Source organism: Rhodococcus sp. HNM0569 (assembly GCF_012726205.1).
Taxonomy (GTDB): Bacteria; Actinomycetota; Actinomycetes; order Mycobacteriales; family Mycobacteriaceae; genus Rhodococcus_F.
In genome coordinates, this window is record NZ_JAASAE010000001.1 from 212,682 (window position 1) to 233,628 (window position 20,947).

Below are 20,947 nucleotides of genomic sequence, written 5' to 3' on the forward strand. Positions count from 1 at the left end.
CCCAACCCATCAGCGTTTCCCCCTGCGGTGCAATGCTATTCACCGTTCATGACCGCGGCGGCCTGCTCCGCTGCACCGGTGTCGTAGCCAGGCCGGGTGTCGAGCCCGGGGACCCCTGTCGCGCCAGCCGCCATCGCGCCGGGGCCGCCGGCGACAGCCGACACATTTGCCAATGCCTGCGGACCGACCTCTGCGATGACCTCGGCGTTGGTGTCGACCGTCGCGAGTGCTTCGTTGAACGACTCGGCACTGTAATCGGGGTGAAGGGCGCTGTTGACGACGTTGTCGGACAGTGTCTCCCCCCACGAGCGGTCGGTGATCTCCTCACCACTCAGATGCGGATTGCCGACGACGTTGGTCCACAGCGTCTTCAGCGTGTCCTCGTTCTGCTGTTCCATCATGTGATAGCGGCCCGCGGCAAGATCGAGGACTTCGGCGATCTCGTTGGCCGCCTGCACGAGATTGCGGACGCCCCACGACCACCGTTCGGCATACTCTTCGAGGCTCTTCTGGACTTGTTCCGATCCGGCTTCCATCGGCGAAAGCGCCAGCATCGAGAACCCACGCCCGGCCGCGGCGGTTTCGCCGATACCGAGGCCGGAGAGCGACTCGATAATCCCGGTGATGCCCTGCGCCGCCTGTTGCAGGACCGCGGGATCGACGTTCAGCTCGGAAGCCATCGCCTACTCCACGACCGTCGGCGGGAAGGCCATCGGACGCTCCCCCACTGCATCGACCAACACTCCGGTCGGACGTTCGAAGCTCGCTGCGAGCTCGTCGAAGATCCGCCAGCCGTACAGGGTGTGGAAACGGACGTCCGTGCGGTCTCCCCGGGCAGCGGCAAACCTGGCCAACTCGGCCTCGGACGTGAAGGCCGGGATCCACCCGATGTCGCGCACGACGCCCATCCACACCCGATCGTCCGCCGCCAGTGGCACCCAGAGCGCCGCCGACCGAAAGGCCGACATCAATGTGGGTCCGTGACCGAAACCCTGATAGAACGCATCGATCTCGAGATTCAGATCGTCGCAGCTCACCCTCACGCGTCCCCCTCGTACACATCCCCCTCGCCGATCATCGGCCGACCGATGCTAGCAGGGCAGATCGGCATCGTGATGCATTCCGAACGGGCCTAGCACACTACCGTCGGCCCCATGAACCCCTCGCTCGATGTGTCCTCGCCGATCCTCGTCGTGGACGCCGCCAATGTGGTCGGGTCGCGACCGGACGGTTGGTGGCGCGATCGGCGTGGGGCGAACAAGCGGCTGCGGGACGCGCTGGCGGACGTCGGGAGTCGCGGCGTGGAGGACGCCCCGCCGCCGGTGAGCGTCGTACTCGTCGTGGAGGGCGCGGCGCGCGGTATCGCATCGAGCGCGACCGTCGACGTGATCGACGCGCCCGCGTCCGGTGACGACCGGATCGTCGAGTACGTCGCCTCGGCGGACCGTCCCTGCATCGTGGTGACGGCGGACCGCGAACTCCGGCGGCGAGTGACCGCCCTCGGTGCACGGGTGGTGGGGCCGCGCAGCGTGCAGTCACCGCGATAGCGGTCGACAGCCACGCCTGCGCCGCTACCGTGACGACATGACCACCTCCGATGTCGCTGTGATCGGTGCGGGCATCGTCGGGCTGTCGACGGCATATGTACTGCGGCGCCGCGGCCTTTCGGTGGCGCTGTACGAGCAGGGGCAGCCGGGGTTCGGGCAGTCCGCGGGGCAGTCGCGGCTGTTCCGGCACGCGCACGACGACCCGCGCCTGATCGAGCTGGCCGTCGAATCGCGACGGCGTTGGCGGGAGTGGGAGCGCGAGTTCGACACCGATCTCGTGTCCGACGACGGTGCGGTCGCACTCGGCCCCGCCGTCGAACGTCGCCTCGCAGGCCTGCGCCGGTTCCCCACCATCGGCGCCCGCGCGTTGGAGCGCCACGAGCTACGGCAGTGGCTGCCGATCCTCGGCGATGTCGACGTCCCGGCGATGCTCGACCCTGCCGGCGGCTCGATCCGCACGCGCGCCGCGGTGACAGCCCTCGCCGACCGGCTCTCCGATGCCGTCGTCGCCGAACCCGTGCTGGCGCTCGACGCCACCGACGACGGCGCGCGGGTGCGCAGCGCGACACGATCCGCGTCCTTCAGAAATGTCGTGGTCTACGCGGGACGGGGAACCTCGGCCTTGGCGAGGACGGTCGGGCTCGACATCCCCGTCTCGCTGTCGCTGCACACGCGCGTGTCGTTCCGGGTCCGCGACGCAGCTGCGCGGCTGGCGGGTCTGCAGGACGGCGGAGCGTTCGACGACGGGCTCGCGACCTACGCGACGGCCTATCCGGACCGGTCCGTGTACGCGGTGGGCGGCGGATCCGTCTCGTCCGACGACGGGCCGGACGGGAATGCGGTTGCCGCCCTGGTGGATCGAGCGTCCCACTATGTCGAGACCGCCTTGCCCGGACTCGATCCGGCGCCGGTCGACTACGTGCATTGTTGGGTGACACAGCTTCCGTGGGGCGACGACGTTGTCGCGATCTGGCAGTCGGGGCCCGTCTTCGCGCTCGCAGGCAACAACCTGTTCAAACACGCGCCCTCACTCGGCGACGTACTCGCCGACTGCGTCGACACCGGGGCGGTGCCCGCGTTGTTCCGGCCCGGCTCCCGGCTCGGACGGGCCGACGCCGGGGAATGACACGCACCGTCGAACGTTGGAGAGAGCATGAAGAAGATCGGGTTCCTCTCGTTCGGGCACTGGAGCGAGGCACCGGGTTCGGTGACGCGCACCGCGGCCGACTCGTTGGTGCAGGCCATCGACCTGTCGGTCGCGGCGGAAGAGGTGGGCGTCGACGGCGCGTACTTCCGAGTCCATCACTTCGCCCGCCAACAGGGTTCGCCGTTCCCTCTGCTCGCGGCGATCGGCGCCCGCACCAGCCGCATCGAGATCGGGACCGGTGTGATCGACATGCGCTACGAGAACCCGCTGTACTTCGCGGAGGACGCCGGCGCGGCCGACCTCATCTCCGGCGGACGGCTGCAGCTGGGCGTCAGCCGCGGATCGCCCGAGCAGGTGATCGACGGCTACCGGTACTTCGGCTACGTCCCCGCCGAGGGTGAGACCGACGCCGACATGGCGCGCAGGCACACGGCGGTGATGCTCGACGCGGTGTCCGGTCGGGCGTTCGCGCAGCCGAATCCGAACCCGATGTTTCCCAACCCGGGCGGACTGCTGCGCATCGAGCCCCACTCCCCCGGTCTGCGACAGCGCATCTGGTGGGGCGCGGGCACCCGCGCGACCGCCGAGTGGGCGGCGCAGCAGGGGATGAATCTGATGAGTTCGACGCTGCTGACCGAGCACAGCGGTGTGCCCTTCCACGTCGCCCAGGCGGAGCAGATTCATGCCTTCCGCGACGCGTGGGCCGACGCCGGCCACGACTGGGAACCGCGGGTATCGGTGAGCCGCAGCATCTTCCCCATCACGACCGACGTCGACCGCGCGTACTTCGGCCGCGAGACCGACAGTGCCGACCAGGTCGGCCACATCGACGGCGGGGTCGGCGTCTTCGGCCGCAGCTACGCGGGCGAGCCCGACGTTCTGGTCGACGAGCTCGCCCGCGACGAGGCGATCGCCGCCGCCGACACCGTCCTGCTCACCGTCCCGAACCAGCTCGGCGTCGACTACAACACGCATGTCCTGCAGAGCGTCGTCGACGACGTCGCGCCCGGGCTCGGCTGGCGATAGGCCGACCGCGGGAGACTGCGAAGCTCGACACGCACACCGCGCGCACGCCACGTCGGCGTGATTCGGTCCCGTCCGACGCGGTGGTTAGGCTGGTCGCATGGCATCGAAGCGTCCCGGCAATCGTGGGCAGAAGCGCGCGCACAAGGTGGCGAACCGGCAGCGGCGCCGGTCCGCGACATCGGATGCCACCGACCGGCAGATCGCGTCGCTGTTGGGGCGCTTCGACGAATGGCTCCGCGACCAGGGGCCCAGCGTGCCCACGGCACCCACCACTCGCGTGGTGCGGTCGATCCTGGGCGGACTCGACCAGGCGCTCGACGATTTCGACCCGACGGGGTGGACGCCCGACGCCGCGCACGTCGTACTCGACAGTGCCGAAGGGATCCTCGAACGCGACGACAGCGATTCGTCCGCCGCGGCGGCCGACCATCTCGTCGCGAGCGCGTCGGACTACCTGGACTTCCTGATCGACACCGATGCCTGGACGGGCAGCGACGAAGACCTCGAGCACTGCCTGGGCGACTTCGACGACTTCCTGGGCGGCGACGTCGAACTCCTCACGCCCGACGACATCGACCTGCCCACCGTCGCGCCTGCCGCGATCGCGAAGGCGATCGACGACCTGCCGTTGGCCGCCGCCCTCGACCGGCTGATCGCCTGGGCGCAGGGCTCGCCTGCGGTCAACGCGCGCGAGGTCGCGACCGCCCTCGGCGTCGACGTCCCGGCGTCACGCTTCCAGGGCCCCGGCGACGTGCCCGAGCTCGCCGACATGTGGACGGCGGCGCAGGACGCCCGACTCGTGCAGGCGACGCCCGACGGCGCCGTGACGCTTCCCGACGCGAGCGCATTCCGCGACCGGGACCCGGACGTGACGGCGCGGGCACTCGCCTCGTTCGTCGCGGCGCGACTCACGCCCGTCGACGGCGCGGATGCGGTGACCACCGTCGCCCGCCACTTCGCGGCACAGACCGTGCTCGCCGCGATGACTCCGGAACCTCCCGTCCGCAACGACGAGGAGGACTATTCGGACCTCGAGGACGACGACCGTGAGGTGGCCGAGGCGATCCGCGATGTGGTCGGCCGGTTCGTCGACGACGCCATCCTTGTCGGCGGGCAGACCCTCGCGGTGGTCCCCGAACTCCGCGCGGCGGTGCATGCAGGTGTGGTGACGTCGGGCTTGTTCACCGACGAGGAGCCCTGAGTTCACGGGCCGAAACCCGCTCCTTCCGAGGCTCTCGACGGATACCGAGAGCGAAAAGCGAAATACTCTCTCGCCATACTTGTTTCGGCTTCGCACGGTGCATGCCACCCTGTCGGCCGGACCCGCTATGCTTCGCGCACATCATCGATGCCTCACGCCGCGTGTCGGGCCGGCTGTGCGCGAAAACAGGAGGGGCCCATGCCGTTCGGTGTGCTTTCACGGCGAGATTCCGACAGTCCGGCCAGGCGTCCACTCGCGGTGTGGGCGACAGTCGCGGTCGTCACCGCCGTCGGCGCCGTCGCAGTCACCGTCACGTCGACGACACCCACCCGCTCCGTCGACGCGGCACTCACCGCCTCGGTCACCGAATGTCACGACATGGTGGGCATCTCGATCTCGGGTCGCGGCAACGGCCTGTCGAAGGTGACCGACCCGGCCGACTCGCGGTGGCTCCTCGACGCCAACGGCGATCCGCTGCCCGCGAGCACCGAGTTCGACGACGGCTGGCTCGATCGCATCGAGGCCGCGGGCACCGAGGCGATCGGACCAGACCAGTACGTGAGCGTCTCGATCGCCTACCCCGCGAACATGGGCACCTACGAGGACTCGGTCGAGGCGGGCGTCGCGAACGCGGAGCACGTGATGCGCGAGATCAGCGCCGCATGCCCGGGCACCCAGTTCGCGATCGTCGGGTACAGCCAGGGCGCGGACGTCGCCCGGCGCGTCGCGATGGACATCGGAAACCAACCGGCCGACACCGCCTACACCATCGTCGATCCGGCGGACGTGCTCGGCGTCGTCATCATCGCCGACTCCGGACGGTCCGCGGGCGACGGGCCGTTCCCCGGTGCGCAGGATCCGTTCGCGCACCCCGACGGTTACGACGTCGCATACCAGGCCGGCACCACACCGGTGCCGGGTAGGGGCGCCCTCGCGGGCACCGCAGGCGGATTCGGCGCGCTCGACGGCAAGGTCGCGTCGTTCTGCTCGGACGGCGACCTCACATGCGCCGCACCGGAGAACGCCGCGCTGGTCGACCTCGTCGTCAACATCGCGCTGCAGATGCACATCGACTCGATCGAGAACTCCGGGCCGACGGTCGACACCTTCGTCGAGTTCGGCGAGGTGTTCACGCGCGTCCTGTTCGACACCTTCGCCGACATCGGCACGCAACCCGCCTGGCTGGCGTCCGACGAAACCTTCCTGCAGGCGTTGGTACGTGTGTCGGCACCCACCTACACGACGCCAGCCGAACATACCGACGATGCACACGACGTCCTGACACGCGTCACGTCGCTGGTGTACCTGCCGCGCAAGATGTTTCTCGAGGTCGTGGGCTTCGTCCTCGACAATCCCGGCACCCTCGAGTTCCTCATGACCGACGCCTACGAGTCGACCTTCGCGGTGGGCACCGGCCACCACTTCGACTACTGGCGCGACGCCGACCCGGCGACGGGCCGCACCTCGTCGGTCGACTACGCCGCGGCATGGCTCGCGCACCTCGCCGTCCAGGCGAGCGAAGGCAAGTCGCCCGCCCCGACCGCGCCCGACGGGGCGGAACTCGACGCCGCGGTCGCGTCGTACGCCGAATCCCGTGCCGTGCTCGCTTCCCACGACGCGAGCGCCGCCGAGCCTCCCGCGACGGCCTCCCCCGACACCGTCGAGCCTCACCCGCTTCCCGCACCGGCCACCACCGAGGCGCGGCCGATCGACACGGAACCGTCGCTCGGAACGACGCCGACGACCGACCCCGACGACATCGCCGGCCCTACCGTCGCCGGAGCGACGTCGGAGAGTGCCACTGCCACCGTCACCAGCAGCGAGGCCGGCACCGCCTCCGCGGAGGCACCGACCGGCCGCTGAACCAGGCAGGCCTGGCAGGACGGCGCTTTCGCGCGGTCCGCTCATTCGTCCAATACGCGGGCACGACGCCGTGTGATCCTCGGTGCATGACCACCACCCAGCGAGTCGTTCCGATCCTCACCGTCTCCGACCTCGACTCGGCGCGACAGCACTACACACACGTCCTCGGGCTCGTCGAGGTGATGAACCACGGCTGGATCGTGACGCTCGCCGATGCCGACGGCCGCAACCAGGTGAGCCTGATGACGACGGACGCCACGGCGCCGCAGAATCCGACGGTGTCGGTCGAGGTGGACGACGTGGACACCGCCTACGCCGATGTGCGCGAGCGCGGCCTCGACATCGTGCACCCACTCCGCGACGAGGAGTGGGGTGTGCGGCGCTTCTTCTTCCGTGACGACGCGGGCAATGTGGTGAACGTGTTGTCACACAAGCCCTGACGCCACGCCGATCACAGCGGCGCGGTGATCGGCGCTTCCGGTGCGTGCGTGATCCCGGTGGACCCGGTCTCGAGGTACTCGACGATCGCCTCGTCGACGACGGTGTTGCCGCCCTGCATCGCCGCGCCGTGGTCGCCGCCCTCGACGGTGACCAGGTGCGCGCCCATCTGTCCGCCGAGCGCGACACCGCCGTCGTAGGGCGTCTGGGGGTCGCGCAGGCCCTGCAGCAGCAGCGGCGCGGTGGCGAGTGCCTGTCCGTCGAGCGGCGGCAGCGCGGTGACCGGTGGTGCGCCCGCGCACGCCGGCCCCGCGCTGAAGCTGTAGCCGACGGCGTCGAACAGGTCGCCGGTGACGAACGTCGAGAACAACCATCCGGGAATCCGGTCGGGACGCGCCTGCGCCGTGTTCTCGTTGCACACGACGATCGACTGCATGAACTGCGCCTGCACCGCGCGCTGGAATTCGGGCGAATTCGGGTCGGGGGCGCCTGCGCCCTCCGGCGCGGCCTCCGCACCGTCGCGGATCATGCGCGCGAGCATCGGCCATGCATTACGGGCGGGAAGCGCCTGGCGGGTGAGGACGTAGATGCTCGACGCGGCTTGGGTGTGCGTCGGGTCGGCGAGGGTACGGAGGAACGCTTCGAACTGCACGCGCGCGGGCCCGGTGAGATCGACGCCCGCGCGGTAGGCGTCGGCGACCTGTTCGAGACCCGGTGGCACGTCGCCGATCTGTGCAGGCGGCGGGGCGAGCGTCGGATTGCCACCTGCTTCCTCGACGATGCGATCGGACCAACGCTGATACACCTTCAACGGTGTGTCGCCCAGGCCGTAGGTGTCGTCGTGGGCGGCGAGCCAGTCCATCAGGTCGTAGAAGCGGCCCTTGTAGCCGTCGTTCTGTTCCCACAGCACGTGATTCCACAGCCACGCCTGGTCGACCGCCGAGTCGAGGACGATTCTGCCCGCATGCGCCGGGAACAGCGTCGCGTAGGTCGAGGCGAGGACGGTGCCGTAGGACAGACCGTAGATGTCGACGACGTCCTCGCCCATCGCCTTTCGGACCTCGTCCCAGTCGCGCGCGGTGTTCTCGGTGGTGATGTGCGCGGTCGACCCGGGGGCGTCGCCTTCGCATGCGGCACGCGCTGTGCCGCCCAGGAAACCGAGGTTCATGCCCGCGAGCACGTCCGGGCTCGTGTCGCACTCGACAGCGCCCGCGTGCGCGAGACCACGCGGCTGCACCCCGACGATGTCCCACTGGGCACCAACCGAATCCGGAAGCTGGTCGGCGATCATCGAGTTGGACCCGATCGCGTCGCCGCCGGGCCCACCCGGGTTGGTGAACAGGACGCCGCGCCGCGCGCCCGGATCCTCGGCGCGGTGCCGTGTCACGAGGATGTCGATCGTGCCTGCGGCGGGGTTCGCGTAGTCGCGCGGAACGGGAACCGACGCGCAATCGTCGGTCGCGGGATCGAGCTCGTACTCGGCCGGGCACGTCGACCACGTCAGCTCGGCGGTGCTCGGCTGCGCCGAGACCGGGGCGACGAATCCCGCGGACACCGCGAGCGCTCCGAGCGCCACCACCGCCGTTCGTGCACCCGCATGTCCGACCGTTCCCCGTGTGCTCGGCACCGTTCGATCTCCTCGTCGTCGTGGCTTCCGCGCGATTGTGTCAGATGGGACGTCTCGCGCCGCATACGGCGGAAGCCCCCGGGATCGGGTACGGCGGCCGACCACGCCGGTCACGGCGACGAAGCTGCGACGAGCCCACCGGAGACCACCGGCGGTAGGTTAGGCTCCCTTTACTGCATAAAGGAGTCTTCAGTGTTCATTTCACCCCGCAGAATCGCCGTCGCCGCCACCGCGGCCGCCACCGTCGTCGCGCTGGTGTCCTGCTCGTCCGAGGCCGACGAGCAGGACACGGCCGCCCCGGCGGGCGAAGGCTTTCCCGTCACGATCGCGAACGTCTTCGGCGACACGACGATCGAATCGCAGCCCGAACGGATCACGACCCTCGGCTGGAACGCGCAGGACATCGTGTACGCGCTGGGCGAGACGCCCGTCGGCATGCCGCGCTACGTCTACGGCAACGAGCCGAACGGCGTCATGCCGTGGCTGCAGGACCACTACAACCCGGACGAGACGACGCTCTACGATCTGTCCCCCACGCCGATCGAGTCCGTCGCGGCACTCGCCCCCGACGTCGTGCTCGCACCCTACGAAGGTTTCGACCAGGCGACCTACGACAAGCTCTCGGCCCTCGCGCCCACGGTCGCCTACCCGGACCAGGCGTGGCAGACCACCTGGCAGGACCAGACCACGATCGTCGGCAAGGCACTCGGCAAGGAACAGGAAGCCGCCGACCTCGTCTCGGGCCTGAACGACACGCTCGCCGAGACGGCCGCGGAGCACCCGGAATTCGCCGGCAAGACGATCTCGGTGATCGACGTGTCGCAGCCCGACGCGGTCAGCGTCTACATGCCCACCGATCCGCGAGTGCAGGTGCTCACCGAACTCGGCTTCACGGTGTCGCCGGGCGTGCAGCAGCTCGCCGACGCCAACTCCGACGGCACGTTCTACCGCGAGATCTCCAATGAGAACATCAGCGACATCGACGCCGACGTCGTCGTCGCGTTCTCGACTGCGGGCACCGACCCGAACGCGAACCCCGTGCTCGCGGGCCTCGGCGCGACCCAGCGCGGCGGAACACTGGCCATCGAGGACACCAAGATCGTTGCGGGACTGAGCCAGACATCGGTGCTCGCGACGCCGTGGGTGCTCGACAAGATCGTTCCGCTGCTGTCCGGCGTCGCGAATCGCTGACCCGCGGCAGCGCCTCGAGCACACGAGCGCGCGAGCGCGAAGGAAACCGACCCCGATGTGGGCACCGAGGGCGTAGCGTCCCCGTCAGGCGCCGGCATCGGGGTCGGCCCGTGTGCGGGGAGGTGACATGGTCGAAAGTCCCGGTCGCGCGGAGCGGGCCGATGTCGGACATGCCGTGCTGTACGCCGCGGCGGCCGCGCTCGGCGGGTTCATGTTCGGCTACGACACGGCCGTCATCAACGGTGCCGTCGGGGCAATCCGCGACCGCTTCGAGATCGGCGCGGGAGGAACCGGTCTCGCGGTCTCGTTGACGCTGATCGGCGCCGCGGTGGGCGCCTGGACCGCAGGCCGCATCGCCGACCGCATCGGCCGCATCTGGGTCATGCGCATCGCCGCAGTCCTCTTCGCGATCGGCTCACTCGGCTCGGCCTTCCCGTTCGACATCGTCGACCTCACCCTGTGGCGGTTCGTCGGCGGCACCGCCGTCGGCCTCGCGTCCGTCATCTCACCCGCCTACATCGCCGAGATCTCCCCCGCCCGCATCCGCGGCAGGCTCGGTTCGATGTACCAACTCGCCATCGTGCTCGGTATCGCGGTGTCCCAGCTCGTCAACTACGGCATCGCGCAGGCGGCAGGCAGCGCGAGCGACAACCTCGCCGGCATCCAGGCGTGGCAGTGGATGCTCGCCCTCGCCGCGATCCCGTCGGTGCTGTATCTGCTGCTGACGTCGACGATTCCGGAGTCGCCACGATTCCTCGTCGCACAGGGCAAGACCGCGAAGGCGCGGCGCATCGTGGCCGATCTCGAAGGCGGCAGCGCCGAGCGCGTCGACGAGCGCATCGACGAGATCCGCAGCTCACTCGGCACCGAACGCGCGCAGATCAGCGTGCGTCAGCTGTTCGCCAAGGTGACGGCCGTGCGCGCGCTCGTGTTCATCGGTATCGGTCTCGCGATGCTGCAGCAGTTCGTCGGCATCAACGTGATCTTCTACTACTCGTCGACGTTGTGGGAGGCCGTCGGCTTCGGCGAGGACCGGTCGCTGCTCATCAGCGTCGTGTCCGCGGTCGTCAACATCGTCGGCACGTTCGTCGCGATCGCCGTGATCGACCAGATCGGACGTAAACCCCTGCTGCTCGTCGGCTCGGTGGGTATGACGATCTCGCTCGCGGTCGCGGCAGTGTGCTTCCACTCGGCGACCGTCACACGAGATGCGGACGGCGAGACCGTCGCGACCCTGTCGGGCACGAACGGCACGATCGCCCTGATCGCGGCCAACGCGTTCGTGTTCTTCTTCGCGGCGTCGTGGGGCCCGGTGGTGTGGGTGCTGATCAGCGAGATCTTCCCCAACCGGGTGCGCGCCGCCGCGGTGGGCGTCGCGACCGCTGCCAACTGGATCGCGAACTTCGCGGTGTCCGCGACGTTCCCGGCACTGTCCGAATGGAACCTGTCGACCACCTACGGTATCTACGCGGTGATGGCCGCGGTGTCGATCGTGTTCGTGTTGACCGTCGTGCCCGAGCCGAAGGGCAAGACGCTCGAGCAGGCCGGCTGAGCCGGACGACGCCGGGTCAGACGCCGTCCGGATCGGTGCCACGTGTGCAGAGATCCTGCACCCAGCCCGAAATCCGCTGGGCGACATCGTCGGCGGTGAGGCCGAGTTCGCGGTGGATCTGGTCGCGCGACGCGTGATCGAGGAACTGCTGCGGCACACCGAGCTCGCGCGACGGCGTCGACACGCCCGCCGCCCGCACCGCGGCGGACACCGCGGCACCCGCGCCACCGTGCAGACCGCTGTCCTCGAGCGTGACGACGAGCGACGCGTCCGCAGCGCGCTCGACGACCCCGTGCGGAACCGGGAGCACCCATCGCGGATCGACGACGGTGACGGCGAGGTTCTGCGCCGCGAGCTTCTCGGCGGCCGCGACGGCGACACCCGCGAACGGGCCGACCGCGACGACCAGAACCGACGTGCGTGCGTCGGCGTCCGGTGCATACAGGACGTCGACGCCGTCGACGCGTTCGACTGCCTCGACGTCGTCGCCGACGCTGCCCTTCGGGAAACGGAGTGCGGTGGGACCGTCGGACACCGCGAGTGCCTCGTCGAGCTCTTCGCGCAAGGTGGCCGCATCGCGCGGCGCCGCGACGCGCATGCCCGGCACGATGCCGAGCAACGAGAGATCCCACATGCCGTTGTGGCTCGCACCGTCGCTGCCGGTGACCCCGGCGCGGTCCAGCACGAGCGTGACGGGCAGTTTCAGCAGTGCGACGTCCATCAGCAGCTGGTCGAACGCACGGTTGAGGAACGTCGAGTACACCGCGACCACGGGGTGCATGCCGCCGAGGGCAAGGCCCGCGGCGGACGTGACGGCGTGCTGCTCGGCGATACCGACGTCGAACATGCGGTCGGGGAACACCGCGCCGAACTGTGCGAGACCCGTGGGCCCCGCCATCGCGGCGGTGATCGCGACGATGTCCTCGCGGGTGCGCGCCTGCTCGACGAGCTCTGCCGAGAACACCGACGTCCAGTCGGGTGCCGACTGCGACGTCGCCTTGCCGGTGAGCGGGTCGATGACGCCCGTCGAATGCATCTGGTCGGCGACATGGTTCTCGGCGGGCGCATAACCCATGCCCTTGCGGGTGACGGCGTGCACGATGACCGGGCCGCCGAACGCCTTCGCGTGCCGCAGCGCCGACTCGAGCGCACCGAGATCGTGCCCGTCGACCGGACCGAGGTACTTGATGCCGAGGTCGGTGAACAGCACCTGCGGGCTCACCGCGTCCTTGAGCCCGGTCTTCATACCGTGCAGTACCGAGTACGCGGTGCGCCCGATCCACGGCATCCGCGTGACGGCGCGCCTGCCGCGGTCGAGGAGGCGTTCGTAACCGGGCTTGAGCCGCAGCGCCGCGAGATGGTCCGCGAGCCCGCCGATCGTGGGCGCGTACGAGCGGCCGTTGTCGTTGACGACGATGACGACCGGGCGGTCGCTGCCCGCCGCGATGTTGTTGAGCGCCTCCCAGCACATCCCGCCGGTGAGTGCGCCGTCGCCCACGACGGCGACGACATGCCGCTGCTCGTCGCGCAGCTGGAAGGCCTTCGCGAGGCCGTCGGCATAGGACAGCGCGGCCGACGCGTGCGACGACTCGACCCAGTCGTGTTCGGATTCGGAGCGTGACGGATATCCCGACAGGCCGCCCTGCTTGCGGAGCGTGTCGAACTCGTCCTGCCTGCCGGTGAGGATCTTGTGCACGTACGCCTGATGACCCGTGTCGAACACGATCGGGTCGCTGGGCGACTCGAAGACACGGTGCAGCGCCATGGTGAGCTCGACGACACCGAGGTTGGGGCCGAGATGCCCGCCCGTGGCCGAGACCTTCTGGACCAGGAACTCACGAATCTCGCCCGCGAGCTCCAAGCACTCGTCGCGGGTCAACCGACGCAGGTCGTCGGGCGTCTGGACACGGCTGAGGACACCCAACGATATCGCTCCCTCCATCGCGCAAGGCTCACGCGCTTGCTCACTTCTTCGGCACCGGGGCGGACCCGGAGCGGACGCCCGCCACATCGGCGGGTCGGCAATGTGTCCAGTCTACGATCCGTTCCGCTGCGGCCACACAGCACGCGCTCACGCGTTCGACCGACACGTGCTGCCGGTGACGGTGCTCACGCGCCGCGTCGTCGTTCCCGCACCCGCGCGCGTGACCGACCGCCTAGTGTCGCACCATGGCCACCGTCGTCGACGAGCTGATCCGCCGCGTGTACGAACAGGTGCTGCCACTGCGCGCGGGCGCACCGGCCGACTACATCCCCGAGCTCGCGAAGGTCGATCCGGACGGATTCGGCATCTGTCTCGCCACCGCCGACGGGCACGTCTACGAGGTGGGCGACACCCGGGTGCCCTTCACGATCCAGTCGATCTCGAAGCCGTTCACGTACGCGCTCGCACTCACCGACCGCGGCGAGCATGCTGTCGCGGACAAGATCGACGTCGAACCGTCGGGCGAGCCGTTCAACGAGATCAGCCTCGACCCCGGCACCGAGCGGCCGCGCAACCCGATGATCAACGCGGGCGCGATCACCGCGACCTCGCTCGTCGCGGGCGACGGCCGCGACGCACGCTTCGAACGCATCCGCGCCGCCTATTCCGCGTACGCGGGCCGTGAACTACACGTCGACGACGCCGTCTACCGCTCGGAGTCCGAGAGCGGCTACCGCAACCGCGCGATCGGCTACATGCTCCGCTCGTTCGGCATCGTGACCGGCGACCCCGAGGACGCCGTCGACCTCTACTTCCGGCAGTGCTCACTGAGCGTCACGTGTCACGACCTCGCCGTGATGACCGCGACTCTCGCGAACAACGGTGTCAATGCGCTCACCCGCGAACGCGTGCTGCCGACCGAACTCGTCGAACGGGTACTGAGCGTCATGGCGACCTGCGGCATGTACGACGCGGCGGGCGCCTGGGTGGCCGAGGTCGGACTGCCCGCGAAGAGCGGCGTCGGCGGTGGCGTCGTCGCCGTCCTGCCGGGCCAGCTCGGCATCGCGGTGTACTCGCCGCGCCTCGACGCGCACGGCAACAGCGTGCGCGGCGTCGAGGTGTGCCGGGCGCTCTCGCGTGAGCTCGAACTGCACTTCCTGCACGTCACGCGCGCCGCGCGGTCGGCGATCCGTGCACGCTATCCGATCGCGCAGTCGCCTTCGCGGATGCGGCGGACCCGCGCCGAGCGCGACCTGCTCGACCAGCTCTCGGATCACGGCGTCATCTACGAATTACACGGCGACCTGCAGTTCACGGGCGCGGAGGCGACCGTGCGGGAGATCGCCCGCGGCGAGGCCCGCCTCGAAGCCGTGGTGATCGACGTACGCGAGATCGACGAGGTGAGCGACGTCGCCGCGACGATGCTGTCGTCGGTGCGCGGCGAACTCGTGGCGCTCGACTGCGGCGTCGCCCTCGTCGATCCCCGCGGCAGGCTCGGCCACACACAGTCGTCGCTGGAAGGCCCCGGCGGACGTGTCTTCCACGATCTCGACGCCGCGATCGAATGGTGCGAGGACCTGCTGCTCGCGCGGCACTGGTCGGGCACCCGCCCGCCGGGTTCGATCCGGCTCGACCAGCATCCGCTGCTGCAGCGGCTCACCCCCGAGCAGCGCGACGTGGCGCTGACGCTCGTCGAGCACGTCGAGTTCGAGCGCGACGACGTCCTCGTGCACCGCGGTGAGCCGACGGCGGGATTGTTCCTGTTGCTCGAGGGGCGCGTCAGTTCGCTCGTCACCGACAATGCGGACGGACGCGTCCGCCGCGTGAGCACGCTGTCCGCCGGCATGACCTTCGGCGAGATCCCACTACTCCTCGACACCGTCGCACTCAGCAGCTTCGTCGCCACGACCGCCGGACGCGCGGCACGACTGCCCGCATCCGTCTACGCCGACCTGTCGGCGCGCGACCCGTCGCTCGAACTCGGCCTCGTGAAAGGCATCGCCGCGGGTGCGTACGAACAGCTCGACACGATGCTCCGCTCCCTCGCCCACGTTCCCGGCGGGCGGTAGTTCCGGACCCCGATGAGTTACGGGTCGGCCGCGAGTCGAAACGAGTGGGCGCGAGTGGACGAATAATCCGTTGCCCGGAACCGGACCAATACGACACGCTGAATACACGCTCCCGCGACACCGGACACCACCGAAGGGACCCTCATGTACTCCGACGCCCGCGCGTCCACGCGCACCGGCGCCCCCGCGCACACCGACCTCGCGATCGAGGCCGAGGGCCTCGTCAAACGCTTCGGCGACAACACGGCCGTCGACCACCTGGATCTGCGAGTACCGATGGGCGGCGTCTACAGCGTGCTCGGGCCCAACGGCGCGGGCAAGACCACCGCGATCCGGATGCTCGCCACCCTGCTGCCGATCGACGGCGGGCGCGCCACGGTCCTCGGCCACGACGTCGCGGCCGAACCCGATGCGGTGCGCGAATCGGTCGCCCTCACCGGGCAGTTCGCGTCGCTCGACGAAGACCTCACCGGCGCCGAGAACCTGCTCCTGCTCGGCCGCCTGTACGGGTACTCGCGGCGTTCCGCACGGGCGCGCGCCGACCAGCTGTTCGCTGCGTTCGGCCTGGAGGATGCGGCGGGCCGGCAGGTCAAGAACTATTCGGGCGGCATGCGGCGGCGGCTCGACATCGCCGCGAGCATCATCGTCACGCCGCGGCTGATCTTCCTCGACGAGCCCACCACGGGCCTCGACCCTCGCAGCCGCAACCAGGTGTGGGACATCGTGCGTGCTCTCGTCGCGGGCGGCACCACGGTGCTGCTCACGACGCAATATCTCGACGAGGCCGATCAGCTCGCGGGCCGCATCGCCGTCATCGACCACGGCAAGGTGATCGCCGAGGGCACGCCCGGCGAGCTCAAGGCGTCGGTGGGATCGGGCACACTGCACGTGCGGATGCTCGACACCGCGCACCGCCCGCAGGCCGCGCAGCTGTTGCGCGAGCTGCTCGCGGTGCCCGTCGTGGAGGAATCCGATCCCTTCGCACTCACCGCGCGCATCGACGACCCCGCCCGCGTCGGTGCCGCCCTGCCCGCCCTGCACGACGCGGGCCTGCCCATCGCGACGTACGCACTCGGGCAGCCGACGCTCGACGAGGTGTTCCTCGCGCTCACCGGCAAGCCCACCGAACCCGACACCCCCGACGCTCGCCCCACCGACCAGCACGAGGAGACCGCGCGATGACCACCACCTCCGCGCCCCCGTCCACCACCGTCGCCGACGTCCTGCAGATGCCCGAACCGCGGCCGCCGCGGCCGTCCGCGCTGTCGACGTCGATGTCCTTCGGCTGGCGTGCGCTGCTCAAGATCAAGCACGTCCCCGAGCAGCTGTTCGACGTGACGATGTTCCCCATCATGTTCACGCTGATGTTCACGTACCTGTTCGGCGGTGCCCTCGCGGGGTCGACCTCCGCGTACGTGCAGTTCCTGCTGCCGGGCATCCTGGTGCAGACGGTCGTGATGATCACGATGTACACCGGCCTGACGCTCAACAAAGACATCGAGAAGGGCGTCTTCGACCGCTTCCGGTCACTGCCGATCTGGCGGCCGTCGCCGCTCGTCGGCGCGCTCTTCGGCGACATCGTGCGCTACACCATCGCGTCGATCATCGTGCTGATCCTCGGCCTCGTGATCGGCTTCCGGCCCGCGGGCGGAGTCGTCGGCATGGTCGCGTCGGTCGTGCTGCTGCTCGTCTTCGCGTTCAGCCTGTCCTGGATCTGGACGATGTTCGCGATGCTCATGCGCACCGAGCAGGCCGTCATGGGCGCGTCGATGTTCATCCTGTTTCCGCTCACCTTCGCGAGCAACATCTTCGTCGACCCCGCCACGATGCCGTCGTGGCTGCGGGCCTTCGTCGACGTCAACCCGATCAGCGCGCTCGTCACGACGCTCCGCGCGTTCGCCGACGGTCAGTTCGCGGGCGGTCAGCTGATGCTCGTCCTGGCGTGGTGCGCCGGCTTCGTCGTCGTGTTCGGGCCGCTCACCATGATGCTCTACAACCGCAAGAGCTGACCGGCCTCACACGCGGTCGAGCACTGCGATGCACTCGATGTGGTGCGTCGACGGGAAGGCATCGAACGCGCGCAGTCCGGTGATCTCGTAACCGTGGTCCCGATAGAGGCCCAGGTCGCGGGCGAACGACGCGGGGTCGCAGCCGACGTGCACGATGCGCTGCGGCCCCGCGGCGTGCACCGCGGCAACGACGTCGCGTCCCGCGCCTGCGCGCGGCGGGTCGAGCACCACGACGCGCGGTGGCGTCTCGAGCCGGGTCACCATGCGCTCGACCCGGCCGGGGCGAAAACGCACCTGACGCAGATCCTGCAGCGCCGACTCGCCCTCGACCGCCGCACGACGCGAGAACTCCACCGACTCGACGAGCCCCGACTCCCCCACGCCGCCTGCGAGTTCCGCCGCGAACACGCCGACGCCGCCGTACAGATCCCACGCGATGTCCCCTGCGCCCAGCCCGTCCCACTCGGACCCGGCCCACTGCCGCACCACCTCGGAGTACACCGTCGCCGCGCTGTGGTGCGGCTGCCAGAAACCGGTTGCCGACACGTGCCACGCACGCTCGCCGACGCGTTGCACCGCGGCACCCGTGCCGTCGACGACGCGTTCGCCGCGCGGCACGCTCTCGGCCGCGCGGCGCGCGGTGGCACCACGCCTACCGCGGTCGCGGCGCGCGGTGCGCGAAACCGGCGCGGGTGCGATCTCGACGACATGACGGGTGCCGTCGTCGTCGAGGACGACCTGGAGTTCCGCATGCGGAGTCCATCGCTGCTCGGCGAGACCGTCGTACGCGCGCTGTCCGATCTGCGGGCACACGAGGTCGGTGACGATGTCGGTGCCGCGGTAGCGGTGATATCCGGCTCTACCGTCGGCGTCGACCGCGAGCCGCACGCGGGTGCGCCATCGCGTGCCGTCGGCGCTGCCCGGCAACTCCTCGACCATCACGTCGCGCTCGATCTTCGCGATACGACGCAACTGGTCGGCCACCACGTGGGCCTTCATGTCGCGCTGGGTGTCCCGCGACGCGTGCGCGTAGTCGCAGCAGCCGGCGCCGCCCGGTCCCGAGATCGGACACACCGGCTCGACGCGTCCCGGCGCCGCGGTCTCGATGTCGACGGCCTCGGCGCGGCAGAACGATCCGCCTCGGTCCTCGGTGACGCGCGCCCGCACACGCTCGCCGGGCAACCCGTGCCGCACGAACACGACCCGGCCCTCGTGCCTGCCCACCGTGAACCCGCCGTGCGCCGGATTGCCCAGCGTGACGTCGAATTCGCGTCCGGTCCAGTTCTCGCTCATCTTCTCCCTACCGGCCGCTCGTGTTCTCCGTACGGCACCGCTACTCGAAACCGCGCCTGCTCGCGCCCGGCGAGTGGTGCGGATCGAGCACCTTCGAATAGCGCGACGACTCGAGCTGCCACGGCACGCTCGTGACCATGACGTTGGGCTGGAACAGCAGCCGGCTCTTGAGCCGTAGCGCACTCTGATTGTGCAGCAACTGCTCCCACCAGTGACCGACGACGTACTCCGGGATGAACACCGTGACGACATCGCGCGGCGAGTCGCGGCGCACGCGACGCACGTAGTCGAGCACAGGCCGCGTGATCTCGCGGTACGGCGACTCGATCACCTTGAGCGGCACCGTGACGTCGCTGTTCTCCCATTCGCGCACGAGCTGCCGGGTGTCCGCGTCGTCGACGTTGACGGTGATCGCCTCGAGCGTGTCGGGCCTCGTCGCGCGGGCGTAGGCGAGGGCGCGCAGCGTGGGCATGTGCAGCTTCGACACCAGCACGATCGAGTGGGTGCGGCTCGGCAGGACACCGTCCCACTCCTGTTGCTCGAGCTCGCGGGAGACCCGGTCGTAATGCCGGTGGATCAGCTTCATGACCACGAAGATCGCGACCATCGCGACGATCGCGATCCACGCGCCGACGAGGAACTTGGTGACGAGGACGATGACGAGGACCGCCCCGGTCATGGCGAGCCCGAGCGTGTTGATCGCCCGCGACCGGAACATGCGCATCCGCGCGGGCCGCTCGGTCTCGCTGCGCAGCGCCCGCGTCCAGTGCCGGATCATGCCGGTCTGGCTCAGCACGAAAGACACGAACACACCCACGATGTAGAGCTGGATCAGTGCGGTGACCTCGGCGCCGAACACGACGACGAACGCGATCGCCGCGCCCGCGAGGAACAGGATGCCGTTGCTGAACGCGAGACGGTCGCCGCGCGTGTGGAACTGGCGCGGCAGGTAGCGGTCCTGCGCGAGTACCGATGCGAGGACCGGGAATCCGTTGAACGCGGTGTTCGCCGCGAGGACGAGGATGAGCGCGGTGACGACCGCGATGAAGTAGAAGCCGATCGGGAAGCCCGCGAAGACCGTCTCGGCGATCTGCGCGATGAGCGTCTTCTGGTGGTAGCCCTCCGGCGCGCCGACCAGTTGTGCCTCCGGGTCGTGCGCGTACACGATGCCGATCTTCTGTGCGAGCGTGATGATGCCCATCAGCAGGACGATCGCGATCGCGCCGAGCATGAACAACGTGGTGGCCGCATTGCGTGCCTTCGGTTTGCGGAACGCGGGGACACCGTTGCTGATCGCCTCGACACCCGTCAGCGCGGCGCACCCCGAAGAGAATGCGCGCGCGATCAAGAAGGCGAACGCGATGCCGTAGAGGTGCGAGTCCTCTGCGACCAGCTCGAAATGCGACGACTCGGCGCGCAGGTCGTCGCCGAAACCGTACGTGCGCAGCAGCCCCCACCCGAGCATCACGAGCATGCCGGCCACGAATGCGTACGTCGGGATCGCGAACGCGATGCCCGATTCGCGGATGCCACGCAGGTTGACTGCCGTGAGCACGACGATCGCGGCGACCGCGAACAACACCTTGTGCTGCGCCACGAACGGAACCGCGGAGCCGATGTTCGACGCGGCCGACGAGATCGACACCGCGACGGTGAGCACGTAGTCGACCATGAGCGCGCTGCCGACCGTGAGGCCTGCGGTGGGGCCGAGGTTGACGGTCGCGATCTCGTAGTCGCCCCCGCCCGACGGGTACGCCTGCACGTTCTGGCGGTAGCTCGCCACCACGACCGCGAGCACCGCGGCGACCGCGAGACCGACCCACGGGGTGTACGCGTACGCCGAGATACCCGCGACGGACAGCACCAGGAAGATCTCTTCGGGCGCGTACGCAACGGACGACATCGCGTCCGACGCGAACACCGGCAACGCGACCCGCTTCGGAAGGAGCGTGTGCCCGAGGGTGTCGCTCCGGAAAGGGCGACCGAGCAGGAGCCGTTTGGCGGCGGTCGATACGTTGGCCACCTGCCGAGCGTAGGCCGTGCAACGCACCACGGGGCGC

The 20,947-nt window shown here is 69.5% G+C and carries 17 protein-coding genes; 11 read left to right on the top strand and 6 right to left on the bottom strand.

The window, feature by feature from the left end:
* Window positions 1-35: 35 nt before the first annotated feature.
* Both HCA44_RS00975 and HCA44_RS00980 read right to left on the bottom strand, forming a co-directional pair.
* Window positions 36-680, bottom strand: coding sequence for a type VII secretion target (locus HCA44_RS00975; RefSeq protein ID WP_169646665.1), 645 nt, complete (start codon window positions 678-680; stop codon window positions 36-38).
* A gap of 3 nt (window positions 681-683) precedes the next feature.
* The gene (locus HCA44_RS00980) at window positions 684-1,043 is read right to left on the bottom strand and encodes an SseB family protein (RefSeq protein ID WP_346764506.1); all 360 of its coding nucleotides are present in this window, start codon (window positions 1,041-1,043) and stop codon (window positions 684-686) included.
* A gap of 111 nt (window positions 1,044-1,154) precedes the next feature.
* Here HCA44_RS00980 and HCA44_RS00985 point away from each other — a divergent pair, with 111 nt between their 5' ends.
* The 6 genes from HCA44_RS00985 to HCA44_RS01010 all read left to right on the top strand — a co-directional run bounded on the left by HCA44_RS00985 (window position 1,155) and on the right by HCA44_RS01010 (window position 7,224).
* Window positions 1,155-1,547 carry an NTP pyrophosphohydrolase gene (locus HCA44_RS00985; RefSeq protein WP_169646666.1) on the top strand — a complete coding sequence of 131 codons (393 nt, stop codon included), beginning with the start codon at window positions 1,155-1,157 and terminating at the stop codon, window positions 1,545-1,547.
* Between the two features lie 37 nt (window positions 1,548-1,584).
* Window positions 1,585-2,673: an FAD-binding oxidoreductase gene (locus HCA44_RS00990; RefSeq protein WP_169646667.1), complete on the top strand. Its 1,089-nt coding sequence runs from the start codon at window positions 1,585-1,587 to the stop codon at window positions 2,671-2,673.
* Window positions 2,674-2,700: 27 nt separating this feature from the next.
* Window positions 2,701-3,720, top strand: coding sequence for an LLM class flavin-dependent oxidoreductase (locus HCA44_RS00995; protein ID WP_169646668.1), 1,020 nt, complete (start codon window positions 2,701-2,703; stop codon window positions 3,718-3,720).
* 97 nt (window positions 3,721-3,817) lie between these two features.
* On the top strand, window positions 3,818-4,921 hold the full coding sequence (locus HCA44_RS01000) for a hypothetical protein (RefSeq protein WP_169646669.1): 1,104 nt from the start codon (window positions 3,818-3,820) through the stop codon (window positions 4,919-4,921).
* Window positions 4,922-5,119: 198 nt separating this feature from the next.
* A complete protein-coding gene (locus HCA44_RS01005; RefSeq protein ID WP_169646670.1) occupies window positions 5,120-6,784 on the top strand; it encodes a cutinase family protein in 1,665 nt (554 codons plus the stop codon).
* Window positions 6,785-6,870: 86 nt separating this feature from the next.
* Window positions 6,871-7,224, top strand: coding sequence for a VOC family protein (locus HCA44_RS01010; RefSeq protein WP_169646671.1), 354 nt, complete (start codon window positions 6,871-6,873; stop codon window positions 7,222-7,224).
* Window positions 7,225-7,235: 11 nt separating this feature from the next.
* On the opposite strand, the gene HCA44_RS01015 is transcribed toward HCA44_RS01010, so the two are convergent.
* On the bottom strand, window positions 7,236-8,798 hold the full coding sequence (locus HCA44_RS01015) for an alpha/beta fold hydrolase (protein WP_346764532.1): 1,563 nt from the start codon (window positions 8,796-8,798) through the stop codon (window positions 7,236-7,238).
* A gap of 243 nt (window positions 8,799-9,041) precedes the next feature.
* Between HCA44_RS01015 and HCA44_RS01020 the strand changes: the two genes are divergently transcribed.
* Together HCA44_RS01020 and HCA44_RS01025 are read left to right on the top strand one after the other, a co-directional pair.
* Window positions 9,042-10,040, top strand: coding sequence for an iron-siderophore ABC transporter substrate-binding protein (locus tag HCA44_RS01020; RefSeq protein WP_346764507.1), 999 nt, complete (start codon window positions 9,042-9,044; stop codon window positions 10,038-10,040).
* 127 nt (window positions 10,041-10,167) lie between these two features.
* On the top strand, window positions 10,168-11,592 hold the full coding sequence (locus tag HCA44_RS01025; RefSeq protein ID WP_169646674.1) for a sugar porter family MFS transporter: 1,425 nt from the start codon (window positions 10,168-10,170) through the stop codon (window positions 11,590-11,592).
* A gap of 16 nt (window positions 11,593-11,608) precedes the next feature.
* Here HCA44_RS01025 and dxs read toward each other — a convergent pair whose 3' ends face one another.
* Window positions 11,609-13,516, bottom strand: coding sequence for a 1-deoxy-D-xylulose-5-phosphate synthase (gene dxs, locus HCA44_RS01030; protein WP_206037558.1), 1,908 nt, complete (start codon window positions 13,514-13,516; stop codon window positions 11,609-11,611).
* A gap of 245 nt (window positions 13,517-13,761) precedes the next feature.
* Between dxs and glsA the strand changes: the two genes are divergently transcribed.
* The 3 genes from glsA (at window position 13,762) to HCA44_RS01045 (ending at window position 17,594) form a co-directional block, all read left to right on the top strand.
* On the top strand, window positions 13,762-15,585 hold the full coding sequence (gene glsA, locus HCA44_RS01035) for a glutaminase A (protein ID WP_169646676.1): 1,824 nt from the start codon (window positions 13,762-13,764) through the stop codon (window positions 15,583-15,585).
* A 144-nt stretch (window positions 15,586-15,729) separates the two neighbouring features.
* Window positions 15,730-16,767 carry an ATP-binding cassette domain-containing protein gene (locus tag HCA44_RS01040; protein ID WP_169646677.1) on the top strand — a complete coding sequence of 346 codons (1,038 nt, stop codon included), beginning with the start codon at window positions 15,730-15,732 and terminating at the stop codon, window positions 16,765-16,767.
* Window positions 16,764-17,594: an ABC transporter permease gene (locus tag HCA44_RS01045; protein ID WP_169646678.1), complete on the top strand. Its 831-nt coding sequence runs from the start codon at window positions 16,764-16,766 to the stop codon at window positions 17,592-17,594. Before HCA44_RS01040 ends, HCA44_RS01045 begins: the two co-directional genes overlap by 4 nt.
* Before the next feature lie 6 nt (window positions 17,595-17,600).
* Here the strand turns inward: HCA44_RS01045 and HCA44_RS01050 are convergent, their stop codons facing one another.
* The gene (locus HCA44_RS01050) at window positions 17,601-18,887 is read right to left on the bottom strand and encodes a TRAM domain-containing protein (RefSeq protein WP_169646679.1); all 1,287 of its coding nucleotides are present in this window, start codon (window positions 18,885-18,887) and stop codon (window positions 17,601-17,603) included.
* Window positions 18,888-18,927: 40 nt separating this feature from the next.
* Complete coding sequence (locus HCA44_RS01055) at window positions 18,928-20,910, bottom strand: APC family permease (protein ID WP_169646680.1); 1,983 nt, start codon at window positions 20,908-20,910, stop codon at window positions 18,928-18,930.
* Window positions 20,911-20,947: the final 37 nt, after the last annotated feature.

What these genes read in the sequence shown, in the direction of transcription:
- HCA44_RS00990 (WP_169646667.1), top strand. Translation starts at nt 1,585, where the DNA reads ATGACCACCTCCGATGTCGCTGTGATCGGTGCGGGCATCGTCGGGCTG.
- HCA44_RS01025 (WP_169646674.1), top strand. Translation starts at nt 10,168, where the DNA reads ATGGTCGAAAGTCCCGGTCGCGCGGAGCGGGCCGATGTCGGACATGCC.
- HCA44_RS01045 (WP_169646678.1), top strand. Translation starts at nt 16,764, where the DNA reads ATGACCACCACCTCCGCGCCCCCGTCCACCACCGTCGCCGACGTCCTG.
- HCA44_RS00995 (WP_169646668.1), top strand. Translation starts at nt 2,701, where the DNA reads ATGAAGAAGATCGGGTTCCTCTCGTTCGGGCACTGGAGCGAGGCACCG.
- HCA44_RS00975 (WP_169646665.1), bottom strand. Translation starts at nt 680, where the DNA reads ATGGCTTCCGAGCTGAACGTCGATCCCGCGGTCCTGCAACAGGCGGCG.
- HCA44_RS01010 (WP_169646671.1), top strand. Translation starts at nt 6,871, where the DNA reads ATGACCACCACCCAGCGAGTCGTTCCGATCCTCACCGTCTCCGACCTC.
- HCA44_RS01050 (WP_169646679.1), bottom strand. Translation starts at nt 18,887, where the DNA reads ATGAGCGAGAACTGGACCGGACGCGAATTCGACGTCACGCTGGGCAAT.
- HCA44_RS01005 (WP_169646670.1), top strand. Translation starts at nt 5,120, where the DNA reads ATGCCGTTCGGTGTGCTTTCACGGCGAGATTCCGACAGTCCGGCCAGG.
- HCA44_RS01040 (WP_169646677.1), top strand. Translation starts at nt 15,730, where the DNA reads ATGTACTCCGACGCCCGCGCGTCCACGCGCACCGGCGCCCCCGCGCAC.
- HCA44_RS01000 (WP_169646669.1), top strand. Translation starts at nt 3,818, where the DNA reads ATGGCATCGAAGCGTCCCGGCAATCGTGGGCAGAAGCGCGCGCACAAG.
- glsA (WP_169646676.1), top strand. Translation starts at nt 13,762, where the DNA reads ATGGCCACCGTCGTCGACGAGCTGATCCGCCGCGTGTACGAACAGGTG.
- HCA44_RS00985 (WP_169646666.1), top strand. Translation starts at nt 1,155, where the DNA reads ATGAACCCCTCGCTCGATGTGTCCTCGCCGATCCTCGTCGTGGACGCC.